13 protein-coding genes are annotated in these 14,185 nt (G+C 61.5%); 8 read left to right on the top strand and 5 right to left on the bottom strand.

The genetic code is table 11. The annotated features are described in order from the left end of the window. Positions 1–67 precede the first annotated feature (67 nt). Positions 68–616, top strand: coding sequence for an RNA polymerase factor sigma-70 (locus EPZ47_RS09030; protein WP_024619408.1), 549 nt, complete (start codon positions 68–70; stop codon positions 614–616). A gap of 140 nt (positions 617–756) precedes the next feature. Here the strand turns inward: EPZ47_RS09030 and EPZ47_RS09025 are convergent, their stop codons facing one another. The 3 genes from EPZ47_RS09025 to EPZ47_RS09015 form a co-directional block, all read right to left on the bottom strand. Continuing rightward, entirely contained in the window at positions 757–1,770 is a 1,014-nt protein-coding gene (locus EPZ47_RS09025) for a GNAT family N-acetyltransferase (protein WP_135844459.1), read from the bottom strand. Between the two features lie 70 nt (positions 1,771–1,840). Further along, positions 1,841–2,617 carry a substrate-binding periplasmic protein gene (locus EPZ47_RS09020; protein WP_135847966.1) on the bottom strand — a complete coding sequence of 259 codons (777 nt, stop codon included), beginning with the start codon at positions 2,615–2,617 and terminating at the stop codon, positions 1,841–1,843. 113 nt (positions 2,618–2,730) lie between these two features. Beyond that, entirely contained in the window at positions 2,731–3,357 is a 627-nt protein-coding gene (locus EPZ47_RS09015) for a TetR/AcrR family transcriptional regulator (RefSeq protein WP_135844458.1), read from the bottom strand. Between the two features lie 180 nt (positions 3,358–3,537). Here EPZ47_RS09015 and EPZ47_RS09010 point away from each other — a divergent pair, with 180 nt between their 5' ends. From EPZ47_RS09010 to ppnP, 6 genes are all read left to right on the top strand, one after another. Beyond that, on the top strand, positions 3,538–5,328 hold the full coding sequence (locus EPZ47_RS09010; RefSeq protein ID WP_135844457.1) for an acyclic terpene utilization AtuA family protein: 1,791 nt from the start codon (positions 3,538–3,540) through the stop codon (positions 5,326–5,328). A 76-nt stretch (positions 5,329–5,404) separates the two neighbouring features. Next, complete coding sequence (gene atuC, locus EPZ47_RS09005) at positions 5,405–7,021, top strand: geranyl-CoA carboxylase subunit beta (protein WP_135844456.1); 1,617 nt, start codon at positions 5,405–5,407, stop codon at positions 7,019–7,021. A 33-nt stretch (positions 7,022–7,054) separates the two neighbouring features. After that, positions 7,055–8,212 carry a citronellyl-CoA dehydrogenase gene (gene atuD, locus EPZ47_RS09000; protein ID WP_135844455.1) on the top strand — a complete coding sequence of 386 codons (1,158 nt, stop codon included), beginning with the start codon at positions 7,055–7,057 and terminating at the stop codon, positions 8,210–8,212. A 134-nt stretch (positions 8,213–8,346) separates the two neighbouring features. Continuing rightward, on the top strand, positions 8,347–10,317 hold the full coding sequence (locus EPZ47_RS08995; protein WP_135844454.1) for an acetyl/propionyl/methylcrotonyl-CoA carboxylase subunit alpha: 1,971 nt from the start codon (positions 8,347–8,349) through the stop codon (positions 10,315–10,317). Positions 10,318–10,379: 62 nt separating this feature from the next. Next, positions 10,380–10,922, top strand: coding sequence for a 3'-5' exonuclease (locus EPZ47_RS08990; protein ID WP_135844453.1), 543 nt, complete (start codon positions 10,380–10,382; stop codon positions 10,920–10,922). A 94-nt stretch (positions 10,923–11,016) separates the two neighbouring features. Further along, complete coding sequence (gene ppnP, locus EPZ47_RS08985) at positions 11,017–11,301, top strand: pyrimidine/purine nucleoside phosphorylase (protein WP_135844452.1); 285 nt, start codon at positions 11,017–11,019, stop codon at positions 11,299–11,301. Positions 11,302–11,425: 124 nt separating this feature from the next. On the opposite strand, the gene EPZ47_RS08980 is transcribed toward ppnP, so the two are convergent. Together EPZ47_RS08980 and EPZ47_RS08975 are read right to left on the bottom strand one after the other, a co-directional pair. Then, entirely contained in the window at positions 11,426–12,235 is an 810-nt protein-coding gene (locus EPZ47_RS08980; RefSeq protein ID WP_135844451.1) for an MOSC domain-containing protein, read from the bottom strand. Positions 12,236–12,306: 71 nt separating this feature from the next. Next, a complete protein-coding gene (locus tag EPZ47_RS08975) occupies positions 12,307–13,230 on the bottom strand; it encodes a chemotaxis protein CheV (RefSeq protein ID WP_135844450.1) in 924 nt (307 codons plus the stop codon). Between the two features lie 478 nt (positions 13,231–13,708). On the opposite strand from EPZ47_RS08975, the gene EPZ47_RS08970 reads away from it, so the two are divergent. After that, positions 13,709–14,182, top strand: coding sequence for a hypothetical protein (locus EPZ47_RS08970; protein WP_135844449.1), 474 nt, complete (start codon positions 13,709–13,711; stop codon positions 14,180–14,182). Positions 14,183–14,185 lie beyond the last annotated feature (3 nt).

Raw genomic sequence — 14,185 nt, 5'->3', positions numbered from 1 at the left:
GCTCGATGTGTAGGACAAGTCCGGCAATCCGGTCGTCCTGCTAACTTTTTGCAGCAAGGTGAATTCCATGACGGAACAAGTATCCACAAGCAGGTGCGACTCACCGTTACTTCAGGCGTTCGTCGATAACCGGCTGATTCTGGTCAAGATCGCAGCGCGCATCACCGGTTGCCGGTCCCGCGCAGAAGATGTGGTGCAAGACGCGTTTTTCCGCCTGCAATCGGCGCCGCAGATCACCTCCTCGTTCAAGGCTCAGCTCAGCTATCTGTTCCAGATCGTGCGCAACCTGGCGATCGACCACTACCGCAAGCAGGCGCTGGAACAGAAATACTCGGGGCCGGAAGAGGAAGGTTTGAATGTGGTGATCCAGGGGGCTTCGCCAGAAACGTCTCACATCAATTTTTCGACGCTGGAGCACATCGCCGATGCGCTGACCGAATTGCCCAGCCGCACCCGCTACGCGTTCGAGATGTACCGCCTGCATGGCGTGCCACAGAAGGACATCGCCAAGGAACTGGGGGTCTCGCCGACCCTGGTGAATTTCATGATCCGCGACGCCCTGGTGCATTGCCGCAAGGTGTCCGGGGTGCGTGGGGATACCTTCGCCCGGCGGTGATTTTGCAGTGGCTTTACTGGCCCCATCGCGAGCAAGCTCGCTCCCACAAGGGATTTGGGTGTTCACAACGTTGGTGTTCACCACAAATCCCTGTGGGAGCGAGCTTGCTCGCGATGGCGGCCTGATGACCGCCCCTACCCTCACATCAACCCACACCGATCAAAAAAACGCTCCCGCCCCAGGATCATCAGCGCCGCCCGTTTGTGGGGGAAATCGAATTCCTTCGCACAATGGAAACACTGGTTGTGCAGATGCCCGATCATCCGCGCATTGTCGGCCCGGGGCTCGGCCACCACACGCTGGGTACGCGGGTCGTCGAGAAACAGGTAGTGCACCAGCGCCGACAACCAGCTCGCCACCTTGTGCGGTCCCCGGTGCTGTTCTTCGCCCACCAACATGTGAATGCCGCGATCGTAGTTCTCGGCGTCATAGAACGGTGCGATTCGATCTTCCTTGGCCCAATAGGCTTCGAAATAGGCGAACGGTTGGTCGTCGAAGCAACCGATCAAGGTCAAGACCCGAGGGTCGTTCTGCAGCGTGCTCAAATACTCGCGATGCTGTTCCAGGCTGCCCTCCTCCTGCCAGAAACTCGCTACCCGGGGACTGTTCTGCCAGCGATTGAAACGCGTCAGGTCCTGCTCGATTTCCAAGGTGCGCAAGGACACCCAGGCGCCCAACCGCGCATCAAAGCGCCGGTACACTTCCCCTCGTGGCTTCACCGGCCGACGAGGATGGCGCTTGCCGTCGGTGATGATCATCTGTTGCGGGTAACTGCCGCTGAACGACTCCCCCAGCCAGGGTTGTGGCAGTTGCCAGAACATTGTGCGCTCGCAGACGTATTCGCCGGGACGCTCGGCACTCGTCAACAAGCCACTGAGCAAGGCTTCGTCGGGACGCTCGGCGAGGTGCCAGGTCAGGCGCTGACAGGCGCAATCGCGGGCAAACAGCCAATAGCAGGCCGCCCATAGCGCCGGACCGACGGGGCGGTCGTGGACTTCCTGCAAATGCACATGCAGCTCAGGACCGCGCTCCAGGCGCAGCCGGATCAGCGGCGCGCCTTCAAGCAGCAGGCTCAAGTGGCGTTCGGTTTCATCGGCGCCGAGGCGACGACCGCCGGGCAAGGGCAGCATCGTCGGGTGGTGGAGGTTGGACATGGAAGGGGCTCACGTATTCGTCGGTAGTCAACGTGTGACGTGAGCCGGGAAGGGAAATTTAGTGTCGTATTCAATGGTCGTGCGTTGGCACCACATTGATCTGGTAAGGCCTGAAAATCGCCAGCATTTGACCATCGTCTCGCAACTTCTGCAGCAACAGTCCAAACGCTTCACTGGAGATCGGTGCCTGCGGCCGGATCAGCGCGTAATGGTGGTAAACCTGATCGATACGCTCGGATATCAGCAGTTGGGGGCCGACGTCGGGATTGCGTAACACGTAATCGCTGAGATACGAACGGGTCACCAGGGCAATGTCCGCACGCCCCCGCAGCACCATCAGCAAGTTGCTGTCGTGGGAATAAGTCAGCGTGGCGTTGTATTGGCCGGCGAGGAACTTGGGGTCGGCGTTGAATTCGGCAAAAGCGTAATGGTAGCCGCTGAACAGGGCCAGGCGCTTGCCCCGCAGGTCTTCAAAATAGCTTTGCTGGCGATCCGGCTGGCGCTGAGTGACAAAGATCTCCGCATCCTCCAGGCCCATGTCCACTACCGTGTGGGGCACGTCCTTCCAGCCCCAGTCGGGGTTCTCGAAAATCGCCATATCGACCCGACCCTGCTTGAAATCATTGAAACGACGCGGAATCGACGTCGGCACCAGCACAAACTGGTAGTCGGTTTGCGAGCGATTCAAGGCCTCGACCAGTTGCGGCAGCAAGCCGGTGTCGGCGCCGTTTTCGGGGCGAACGGTATAGGGCGGAAAATGCGCTGCACCGATCCGGACCAATTGCGCCGCCGAGGCAGGCAACATCAAGAAAATGGCCAGAGCAGCCAGCAGAACACGCGAGGTCATCCCCATCGGCGAAAACGTCAAGATAACCCACTCCCCAAAAGTATCGTCAATACAATGAAGCTAGGCGGTTTCCGCCGCTTAGCCAGCCATTGGGCCATTTAAAGCGCCGCTGATTATTGCCGTTCTTCAAGCACCAGGATCAGGGCTTGTTCGGCCAGCTCATCAAGGCTCAGGCTGCCTTCGGCGCGAAACCAGGTGGTGGTCCAGGACAACGCGCCAGTGAGGAAACGCCGGGTAATGAACACGTCCCCGCGAATATACCCGGCCTCCTTGGCCTGGCCCAAGACTTCGAGCCACAAGTCTTCATAAATATCACGCAAGGCCAGCACTTGCCTTTGCCCTTCCTGGGACAACGAGCGCCACTCATAGACCAGCACCGCCATCGCCTCGCCGCTGCCGCCCATGATCGACTGCAATTCGCAGCGGATCAGCGCCAGCACCCGCTCGCGCACGCTACCCGCCTCGGCCAGGGCCGCGCGCATCAACGCGGTGTTGTAGCGGATGGTTTCTTCCATCACCGCCCGCAGGATTTCGTCCTTGCTTTTGAAGTGGTGGAAGATGCTGCCCGATTGAATGCCCACGGCGCTCGCCAGGTCGCGCACGGTGGTGCGCTCGAAGCCGTTGTTGCGAAACAGGTGAGCGGCGGTCTGGAGCAGTTTGCCACGAGCGCTGTCCGGATCGGTCAGTTGCCCTTGGTCGACCAGCTCACGCATCACGCTCAGGGCTTTTTGCTCATCCACCCGTTCTCTCCTACAGTCGATCAATCCGCGTGCGGCCACTGCACCAAAGCGGCGGGGTGACGCGGGCAATTTAAGCCGGCCGGGGCAACCTAGCAAGCGCTCGGGCAGAAGAACCAGCGGTCGTTTACAGACCAAGCGCTTGCTTGGTAGTCTCGAGCTTCGTTTGTCGGAGGGAACTCCATGCCAAAAACGATCCGTATCGGTTGCGCCAGCGCCTTCTGGGGCGATACCTGTACCGCTGCGGCGCAACTGGTGGAAAACGGGGCACTGGATTACCTGGTGTTCGACTATCTGGCCGAGGTCACGATGTCGATCATGGCCGGGGCGCGCATGAAGGACCCGGCGGGCGGCTATGCCACGGACTTCATCGAGGTGCTCACGCCCCTGCTCCAGCGCTTGCACGAAGGCAGAATCGGCGTTATCAGCAACGCAGGCGGGGTCAACCCACAGGCCTGCGCCGCGGCGCTGCAAAGGGCCTGCGATCAGGCTGGCGTACCCTTGAAGATCGCCGTGCTACGGGGTGATGACCTGCAACCGCACTTCGAACAACTCGCCGGCCAAGGCATCCGCGAGATGTTCAGCGGCGAGCCCCTGCCGCCCGCCTGCGTCTCCACCAATGCCTACCTCGGCGCGCCCGGCATTGTCGAGGCGCTGCGCCTGGGAGCCGATATCGTGATCACCGGTCGCGTGGTGGACAGCGCCGTGGTCAGCGCCGCCCTGGTGCACGCGTTCGGCTGGGCCTGGCACGACTATGACAAACTGGCCCAGGCCGCGCTGGCCGGGCACCTGATCGAGTGCGGCGCCCAGTGCACCGGTGGCAATTTCACCGACTGGCGGGAGGTACCGGATTACGAGCACATCGGTTTTCCCATCGTTGAAGTCAGTGCCGACGGCCAGTTCATTGTCACCAAGGCCGAAGGCACCGGCGGGCTGGTCACACCACTGACCGTCGGCGAGCAACTGCTGTACGAAATTGGCGACCCGCAAGGCTACCTCTTGCCAGACGTGATCTGCGATTTCAGCCAGGTCAGGCTGATCCAACAAGGCAAGCACGCGGTGCGCGTCCACGGGGCCAAAGGCTTGCCACCCACCGACCAATACAAGGTCAGCGCCACGTGGCTGGACGGCTTTCGCTGCACCGCCACCTGCCTGATCGCCGGCATCGATGCGGTGGCCAAGGCCGAACGGGTCAGCCAGGCGATCATCGCCAAGACCTCGCACCTGTTCAGCCAACGCGGCTGGGCGCCCTACAGCGAAGTGAATATCGAGCTGCTGGGCAGCGAAGCCACTTACGGCCAGCACGGCCTGCGTCAGGACAGCCGCGAGGTGGTGATCAAAATTGCCGTGCGGCACCCGGATAGAGTGGCGCTGGTACTGTTTTCCAAGGAGATCGCCCAGGCCGCCACCGGCATGGCGCCGGGGCTGACCGGCCTGGTCGGCGGCCGACCGGCAGTGTCCCCGTTGATTCGCTTGTTCTCGTTCCTGATCGACAAAGCCACCTGCCGGCTCTACATCGAACTCGACGGCCAGCCTCACCCCTGCCCCCTACCGGCTCTTGAACCGCTGGAAACCATTGACTTGCCGATCCCCCCGGACCTGCCAAAAACCCACGGCCGGGCCGATGCCAGCGTGCCGTTGGTGAAACTGGCGGTGGCCCGCTCCGGCGACAAAGGCAACCACAGCAACATCGGCGTGATCGCCCGGGAACCCGAATACCTGCCGTGGATCGCCGAGGCGCTGACCCCGGAAGTGATGGTCGACTGGATGAGCCACGTACTCGACCCACGGCTGGGCCGCGTCGAGCGCTGGTATTTGCCAGGCACCCATAGCCTGAACTTCCTGCTGGAGAACGCCCTCGGCGGCGGTGGCGTTGCCAGCCTGCGCATCGATCCCCAGGGCAAGGCATTTGCCCAGCAGTTGCTGGAGATTCAGATACCGGTGCCGCAAAGCATCGCCGATCAGCTCAACTAAAGGACGGTCGCCATGGTGAATGCCCATGGGTTAAACACAGGTTCTGCGCTAGTCCGTTCGAGTGAGAGGAATCCTCATGCCGGTGATCGAATCGCAGCTTGACCCGCACAGTGCCGACTACGCCCGCAATCACGCGGCGATGCTGGCGGGTGTCGAACACCTGCGCCAGCTCGAACAGGCCGTGCTGGCGAAAGCCGCCCAGGCCCAAGGTAAATTCGACAAACGCGGCCAACTGCTGCCACGCCAGCGCTTGAACCTGCTGCTGGACCCCGGCGCACCGTTCCTCGAACTGGCAAGCCTGGCCGGCTACAAACTCCATGACGACAAGGACGGCAGCCAGGCCGGCGGCGGCCTGATCGCGGGAATTGGCTATGTGTCCGGGGTGCGGGTACTGGTGGTGGCGAACAACAGCGCGATCAAGGGCGGGACGATCTCCCCCAGCGGCCTGCACAAAACCCTGCGCCTGCAACAGATTGCCATGGAGAACAAACTGCCGGTCGTCACCCTGGCCGAGAGCGGTGGCGCCAACCTCAATTACGCCGCGCAGATTTTCGTCGAAGGTGCGCGCAGCTTTGCCAATCAGGCGCGGATGTCGGCCATGGGCCTGCCGCAGATCACCGTGGTGCATGGCTCGGCCACCGCCGGCGGTGCTTATCAGCCGGGGCTGTCGGATTACGTGGTGGTGGTGCGCGACAAGGCGCGGCTATTCCTGGCCGGGCCGCCGTTGCTCAAGGCTGCCACCGGCGAAGTCGCCACCGAAGAGGAACTGGGCGGCGCACAGATGCATGCGCAAGTGGCGGGCACCGCCGAGTACCTGGCGCAGAACGACGCCGATGGCGTGCGCCTGGCCCGGGAAATCCTCAGCCTGCTGCCCTGGAACGCGCAACTGCCACCGCTGCCGCAACGGAACTGGACAGAGCCACGCTACCCCGCCGACGAATTATTGGGACTGATCCCGGACGATCCGAAGAAACCCTACGATGTGCGAGAAATCATCGCCCGCATCGCCGATGACTCGAATTTTCTCGAATTCAAACGCGAATTCGACGCCCAGACGATCTGCGGCCACTTGCACATTCGCGGCCATGCCTGTGGCCTGATCGGCAACAACGGACCGATCACGCCCAAGGGCGCCAGCAAGGCCGCGCAGTTCATCCAGTTGTGCGACCAGAGCCGCACGCCACTGCTGTTTCTGCACAACACCACCGGGTTCATGGTCGGCACCGAGGCGGAACGCCAAGGCGTGATCAAGCACGGGGCCAAAATGATCCAGGCCGTGGCCAACGCCCGCGTACCCAAGCTCACCGTTGTGGTGGGCGGTTCCTACGGCGCCGGCAACTACGCCATGTGCGGTCGCGGGCTGGACCCGCGCTTCATTTTCGCCTGGCCCAACAGCCACACAGCGGTGATGGGCGGCGCCCAGGCCGGCAAGGTCCTGCGTATCGTCGCCGAGGCCACGCAGATCAAAAACGGCCTGCCCCCCGATCCGCAGATGCTCGACCAGCTCGAGCAGACCACCGCGCAGAAACTCGACAGCCAGTCCACCGCCCTCTATGGCAGCGCCAACCTGTGGGACGACGGGCTCATCGATCCACGAGACACCCGGACGTTGCTGGGCTATCTGCTGGACATCTGTCACGAGGCCGAGGTCCGGCCGCTGCAACCCAACAGCTTCGGCGTGGCCCGTTTCTGAGGACGCTCCACGGCTCACAGGAGAACACTGAAAATGATCTTCACCCAGGAACACGAAGCACTGCGGCGCACCGTTCACCAGTTTGTCGACCATGACATCAACCCCTACGTCGACGAATGGGAGAAAGCCGGGCGCTTCCCCATCCACGAAATTTTTCGCAAGGCCGGCGGACTGGGGCTGCTGGGGATTTCCAAGCCGCAGCAGTTCGGCGGCATGGGCCTGGACTACAGCTATTCGATCGTCGCCGCCGAGGCATTCGGCACCATCCATTGCGGCGGTGTGCCGATGTCCATCGGTGTGCAGACCGACATGTGCACCCCAGCCCTGGCCCGTTTCGGCTCCGATGAGTTGCGCGAAGAATTCCTGCGTCCGGCCATCCGTGGCGAACAGGTGGGGTGCATCGGCGTCTCGGAGGTCGGTGCCGGTTCCGACGTCGCCGGCCTCAAGACCACCGCCCGCAAGGATGGCGACGACTACGTCATCAACGGCAGCAAGATGTGGATCACCAACGCACCGAGCGCCGACTTCATGTGCCTGCTGGCCAACACGTCGCAGGACAAGCCGCACATCAATAAATCACTGATCGTGGTACCGATGCACAGTCCTGGCATCAGCCTCGGTGCGCACCTGGATAAACTCGGCATGCGCAGCTCGGAAACCGCCCAGGTGTTCTTCGACGACGTGCGGGTGCCGCAACGCAACCGCATCGGCCAGGAAGGCGCCGGGTTCATGATGCAGATGCTGCAGTTTCAGGAAGAGCGGCTGTTCGGCGCGGCGAACATGCTCAAGGGCCTGGAGTATTGCATCGACAGCACCATCGAGTATTGCAAGGAGCGCAAGACCTTCGGCACGGCCCTGATCGACAACCAGGTGATCCACTTTCGCCTGGCGGAACTGGCCAGCGAAATCGAATCCCTGCGGGCGCTGGTCTATCAGGCTACCGAGCAGTACATCCACGGCCAGGACGTCACGCGACTGGCGTCCATGGCCAAGCTCAAGGCCGGACGCCTGGCCCGGGAAGTCACCGACAGCTGCCTGCAATACTGGGGCGGCATGGGGTTCATGTGGGACAACCCGGTGGCGCGGGCCTATCGCGACGTGCGCCTGGTGTCCATCGGCGCCGGTGCGGACGAGATCATGCTGGGCATCATCTGCAAACTCATGGGGATTTTGCCGGGGAAAAAAACATGAGTGCATCGCCTGCCAGACCGCCATCGCGAGCAAGCTTTGCTCCCACAGGTGAATCCACTCACCGGGCATTGTGGGAGCAAAGCTTGCTCGCGATGAGGCCCTGACGGCCCCCACTAAAACCCAGGAATGACCCCATGCCCGCCTTCAGCAAAATCCTCATCGCCAACCGTGGCGAAATCGCCTGCCGGATCCAGCGTACCGCCCAGGCCTTGGGTTATCGCACGGTGGCGGTATTCAGCGAGGCCGACGCCGACGCGCTGCATGTGCGCATGGCCGACGAAGCCGTGCTGATTGGCCCGGCCTCAGTGCAACAGTCATACCTCAACCAGCCGGCCATTCTCGATGCAGCCCGACGCAGCGGCGCCGATGCAATCCACCCTGGCTACGGCTTCCTCTCGGAAAATGCCGGGTTCGCCAAGGCTTGCCAAGAAGCCGGCCTGGTATTCATCGGCCCTAGCCCCGAGGCCATTGACCTGATGGGCAGCAAGCGCCGCTCGAAAATCACCATGATCAAAGTCGGCGTACCCTGCATTGCCGGTTACCAAGGCGCCGCCCAGGACGACGACACCCTGCAGCGCGAAGCCGCGCGCATCGGCTACCCGCTGATGATCAAGGCCAGCGCCGGCGGTGGCGGCCGAGGCATGCGCCTGGTGCAGCGGGCCGAGGACCTGCTGGAACAATTGCGCAGCGCGCGTTCCGAAGCACTGCACGGCTTCGACAACGACGAGTTGATTCTCGAACAGGCCTTGATCAATCCACGGCATGTGGAGGTGCAGATTTTCGGCGACCACCACGGCCAGTTGATCCACCTGGGCGAACGCGACTGTTCGATCCAGCAGCGCCACCAGAAAATCATTGAAGAAGCACCCTGCCCGGTCATGACCAGCGAACTGCGCCAGGCCATGGGCGAGGCGGCGCTCAAGGCCGGCCGCGCGGTGAATTACGTCGGCGCCGGCACCGTGGAATTTTTGCTTGTCCCGGATGGCCGGTTTTATTTCCTAGAGATGAATACGCGCCTGCAGGTCGAACACCCGGTGACCGAACTGATCACTGGCCTGGACCTGGTGGCCTGGCAACTGGATATTGCCGCTGGCCTGCCGTTACCCCTGCGCCAGGAACAGGTCGTGTTCAGCGGCCACGCCATGGAAGTACGGCTTTGTGCGCAAGACCCGGCCGCCGATTTCCTGCCTCAGACCGGACGGTTGATCGGCTGGCAGCCGCCCACCCGGGACGGCGTGCGAGTCGACCATGGCCTGCGGGAAGGTCAGTTCATCACACCGTTCTACGATCCGATGCTGGGCAAACTCATCGCCCACGGCGCCACCCGCGAAGAGGCGCGACGCAAATTGTTGCGCGCGGTGGAGGATTGCCTGCTGCTCGGCGTCCAGAGCAATCAGCGATTGCTGGCGGGGTTGCTGACGCATCCGCGGTTCATCGACGCTGATTTCAGCACCGGATTCATCGGGCAGCATTTCGCCGGTCACGCTGCCCTCCAGCCCCACGAGCCCACAACCGAACAGCTTGCCATCGCCACGGCCCTGTTTTATCAGGCTTCGCACGCACGACAGGCTCCCGGCCTGGGCGGCTGGCGCAACAACGCTGGCGCGGTGCTGCACTACCGGATTGGCGCGCAGGAACGCGATTGGACGCTGACCCTGGCCGCCGAAACCGACGGAAAACTCACAATCCGCATCGCCGAGCGTGTGATCGAACTGCAATTGCTCGACGTAGATCGATATGACGCCACGCTGCTGATCAACGGTATTCGCCAACGCCATGCCTGGCGCCTCGACGGCACCGACCTGTGGCTGTTCACCGGCCCTGGCGGCCTGTGCTTGCAAGACCGGACTCAGCTCCCCATCGCGCCCGAGACCAGGCCCGGCGACGGCATGCTCAAGGCGCCAATGGACGGCGTCATAGTCGAGCTGCTGGTCAGCGAAGGCTGTGCGGTGCGCCAGGGACAACGGCTGATGGTCCTGGAAGCGATGAAAATGGAGCACCCACTCAAGGCCGGCATCGACGGGATAGTCAGACAATTACAGGTCAAACCAGGCGATCAGGTGAAAAATCGCCAGGTTTTGTTGCAGGTCGAGACAGGGCACTAGGCGGATGCGCAGGGTTTGACTACGCTCAAACCCATCAGCGCGCCGATACCGGGAACCCTGCAATGCCTCACTGGCTGGTGATTGATCTGGAGGCCACTACCGATGAAGGTGGTTGGCCAGTAACCGAAATGGAAATTATCGAAATCGGCGCCACACTGGTGAACCGTGACGGCCGAGAGGTCAATCATTTCCAGCGTTTCGTGCGGCCCTTGAGACGACCGTTGCTCACGCCTTTCTGTCGCGAGCTGACCCACATCACCCAGGCCAACATCGACAACGCCGCGCCCTTGACCGAGGTCTGGCCGGCGTTCGAACGCTGGTTGGCGCCGTATCACTCAAACCTGGAAAGCTGGGTCAGCTGGGGCGACTACGATCGCAAGCAACTGCTTCAGGAGTGGCAGGATCAACGGCTGTCCAGTGTGCTCGGCCAAGTACCACACATGAACCTCAAGCAGCGCTTCGCCAAGGCCCGGCGCCTGGAGCGACCGCTGGGGCTCAATGCGGCACTGCAACTGGCTGGCCTGCAATTTTGCGGTCAACAGCACCGCGCCCTGGAGGATGCACGCAATACGGCACGGTTGCTGCCCCTGGTGCTTCCCGGCTGAGCGGCGGACCCTACCCCGGCGCGGCAGATGACGAACGTTGACGCCTTGTGCATACTGGCCGGCCCTTTTCAGCCCCTTTTTCGAGGAATCGCCCATGTTTAAAGTCAACGAGTACTTCGACGGCACCGTCAAGTCGATCGCTTTTGGCACTGCCGAAGGCCCTGCGACCATCGGCGTCATGGCCCCGGGCGAATACGAATTCGGTACGGCCCAGCGAGAAATCATGCACGTTGTCTCCGGCGCCCTGATCGTGAAACTGCCTGACAGCACCGATTGGGAAACCTTCGAGGCCGGCAGCCAGTTCAATGTACCGGCCAACAGCAAGTTCCAGCTCAAGGTGGCCGTCGACACGGCTTACCTGTGCGAATACCGTGGCTGAGCCTGAGGTATAGGGGCTGCTGCGCAGCCCAGCGGGAGCAAGCTCCCTCGCCACAAGAGCTGTTGCGTGATGAATAAAAATGCCCGTGTCCAGCGACACGGGCATTTTTATTCACGGATCTTTTTTACTCGAGCACTTCAACCGACATGCCGACCTCAAGCCGACCGTTACTGTCGTTGACCAGGTTCTGGCCAAACATCGCACCGTCCGGTGTCGAACGATACTGCTGCAACGTCGCGAAGGGTTCGCGGTTCGGATCGCGTTCGCCGCTCTGCGGATCGACCGTGGTCATGATGCAACGCGAGCAGGGCTTGACCAGCCGGAACTCCACATCGCCGATACGAATGCGCTTCCACCCATCCTCGGCAAACGCCTCGCTGCCTTCGACCACCAGATTGGGACGAAAGCGCAGCATTTCCAACGGGCGGCCGACTCGGTTCGACAGGTCCTGCAAGGAGGCCTGACCAATCAGCAGCAGTGGAAAGCCATCGGCGAAGGCGACTTTGTCGTCATCCTTGCCATAGCCGGCAGCAGTGGTGCGCGCCAGTTCCACCGGCACGTGCACCAGCCGGGTGGGGTTGCCGATGAATGCACTGACCCAGGCCGCCGCCTCGTCGCCGGCATCCGGCACGCGCAAGGTGTCGCGCCAGATAATCACTCCACGGCGCTGCTCTTCGAGGGTCGCCGGCAATGGCACGTCGATGGCGCCGTGGCCCGGCGCGCTGAGCGTCAGGCCGCCGGCCTCGTTCCACAATGCCGAGAGCTGGCTCATCTTCGCCACGGCGCGCTGGGTCAGGAAGCGACCGGTGCCCTCATCCACCAGCATCCAGCGCCGGTCACCGTCCAACCCGAGTTTGTCCAGGCCAATCCCTTGCAGGGGCTGGCCCTTGCCGGACTTCAACGGATAACGGTACAGAGCGCTCAGCCGCAACATGGTCAACTTCCCTGGTGGCGAAAAAATGCCACCTTATACGAGCCGGCCATTGAAGCAAACCACCATCCGCGTCAGTCGAGCATCAACCGCTGGCGCACCACATCAACCAGCTTGTCCGGCTGGAATTTGGAGAGGAAATTGTCGCAGCCGACCTTCTTGACCATCGAGTCGTTGAAGCTGCCGGACAGCGAGGTGTGCAGTACCACATAAAGCCCACGCAAACGCGGGTCGTTGCGGATTTCGGTGGTCAGGCGATAGCCGTCCATTTCCGGCATTTCCGCGTCGGTGAAGATCATCAGCAACTTATCGGTCATCACCTCGCCGCTATCGGCCCAGGCCTTGAGCATGTTCAGGGCTTTCAAGCCATCGCTGGCGATGTGCATTTTCACACCCAACTGTCCCAGGGTGTCACGCAGTTGCGAGAGCGCGACGTTGGAATCGTCCACCAGCAGCACTTCGCGTCCGCGGGCACGCTCCAGCACCGGGTCTTCAAGCTTTTCGCGGGAGACCTTGGCGTTGTACGGCACGATTTCGGCCAGGACTTTTTCCACGTCGATGATTTCCACCAACTGATCGTCCACCTTGCTAATGGCCGTCAGGTAATGCTCACGGCCAGCACTGGTCGGCGGTGGCAGGATGGCTTCCCAGTTCATGTTGACGATGCGATCCACGCCGCCCACCAGAAATGCCTGAACCGAACGGTTGTATTCGGTGACGATGATCGTGCTGTTGGCCCCCGGCACCAGCGGACGCATGCCAATGGCCTGGGACAGGTCGATCACCGGCAGTGTCTGGCCGCGCAAATTGACGACACCGCACACGAATGGATGACGTTGCGGCATCAAGGTCAGCTTCGGCAACTGAAGCACTTCCTGGACCTTGAACACGTTGATGGCGAACAGCTGTCGCCCCGCCAGGCGAAACATGAGAATTTCCAGGCGATTCTCACCCACCAGTTGGGTTCGCTGATCTACTGTATCGAGAATGCCGGCCATCGATGACTCCTGGGCTTGTTCAGATGAATCTTATAAAGGGCTATCGGCTGCGTGCCCCGGATCTTGAACCCTGGATAAAATACGCTGAGGGCATTGATGTCACATTAACATCATGCTTTACTGGCTTCACGGTTTTATCCGCAATCTCCCCCGCTGCGCGACTACGGTTTTCGCACAAAGTTCCCCTGCCTAAGGGATTCCCCTAGGCACAATCAGGTCTAACCTGATATTCCCGCTATCCAATAGCCATTAATGTGACGCCATTCTCATTGCTGAATGGAGTCAGGCCTTTGTGCGCGACCGCAGGACTTCGGACTTCCAGCCCTTGGACCGATCCCGCCAATGTAATCGTTTGCGATTTTGTCATTGCCGAACGGCAACGACATGCACACGTGCGTTCGTTCGTTGCCGGCGGTGCAGTCCAGCCGTTCGCCACACGCGATTTTCTTTCGCCTGACATGATGTTGTGGAGATAAGCATGCCGAACGATCGTAAGAACTGGAGTCAGCGCCTTCCTGAGTTTTTGACCGAAGCCGAGATGCTTCTGGCCAAGTCCGAGGAATGCCTGAGCCATTTGCAGTTGATCAGCAACGACAAAGACGCCATCGACTGCATGCTCAGCACCCTGTTGAAGCTGGCAAACAAGGCCAATGCCCTGGCGCTGGAAGCCGTTTCGGAGTTTTCACTGCATATCCATGGTTTGCTTAGCAGTCACGCGCAAAACCACATGGAACTGCATGATCAGGCACTGGGCGCGCTGAAGGATTGCTTCACCCTGATGGCCTGGCAACTTGAACTGGTCGACCACACCACCGGCCAGCTCGGTCTGGACAACAGCGAACAGACCTCACTGATCGAAGCATTTGCGTTCCAGGTCGGCCAGAACCCCTGCCAGGCATTGCCAGCATCGCGCCCGATAGCGTTAGTGTCTCACCCCCAGAAACAAGCCTGATGT

Source organism: Pseudomonas viciae (genome assembly GCF_004786035.1).
Classification (GTDB): domain Bacteria; phylum Pseudomonadota; class Gammaproteobacteria; order Pseudomonadales; family Pseudomonadaceae; genus Aquipseudomonas; species Aquipseudomonas viciae.
The sequence above is the reverse complement of the archived record's forward strand: the minus strand, read 5'-3'. Positions and strand labels throughout refer to the sequence as shown.

Excerpts from the sequence above, each read along its gene's own strand:
- EPZ47_RS08995 (WP_135844454.1), top strand. The coding sequence starts at position 8,347 with ATGCCCGCCTTCAGCAAAATCCTCATCGCCAACCGTGGCGAAATCGCC.
- EPZ47_RS09020 (WP_135847966.1), bottom strand. The coding sequence starts at position 2,617 with ATGACCTCGCGTGTTCTGCTGGCTGCTCTGGCCATTTTCTTGATGTTG.
- EPZ47_RS08970 (WP_135844449.1), top strand. The coding sequence starts at position 13,709 with ATGCCGAACGATCGTAAGAACTGGAGTCAGCGCCTTCCTGAGTTTTTG.
- EPZ47_RS08980 (WP_135844451.1), bottom strand. The coding sequence starts at position 12,235 with ATGTTGCGGCTGAGCGCTCTGTACCGTTATCCGTTGAAGTCCGGCAAG.
- atuD (WP_135844455.1), top strand. The coding sequence starts at position 7,055 with ATGATCTTCACCCAGGAACACGAAGCACTGCGGCGCACCGTTCACCAG.
- atuC (WP_135844456.1), top strand. The coding sequence starts at position 5,405 with ATGCCGGTGATCGAATCGCAGCTTGACCCGCACAGTGCCGACTACGCC.
- EPZ47_RS08990 (WP_135844453.1), top strand. The coding sequence starts at position 10,380 with ATGCCTCACTGGCTGGTGATTGATCTGGAGGCCACTACCGATGAAGGT.
- ppnP (WP_135844452.1), top strand. The coding sequence starts at position 11,017 with ATGTTTAAAGTCAACGAGTACTTCGACGGCACCGTCAAGTCGATCGCT.
- EPZ47_RS09030 (WP_024619408.1), top strand. The coding sequence starts at position 68 with ATGACGGAACAAGTATCCACAAGCAGGTGCGACTCACCGTTACTTCAG.
- EPZ47_RS09010 (WP_135844457.1), top strand. The coding sequence starts at position 3,538 with ATGCCAAAAACGATCCGTATCGGTTGCGCCAGCGCCTTCTGGGGCGAT.
- EPZ47_RS09025 (WP_135844459.1), bottom strand. The coding sequence starts at position 1,770 with ATGTCCAACCTCCACCACCCGACGATGCTGCCCTTGCCCGGCGGTCGT.
- EPZ47_RS08975 (WP_135844450.1), bottom strand. The coding sequence starts at position 13,230 with ATGGCCGGCATTCTCGATACAGTAGATCAGCGAACCCAACTGGTGGGT.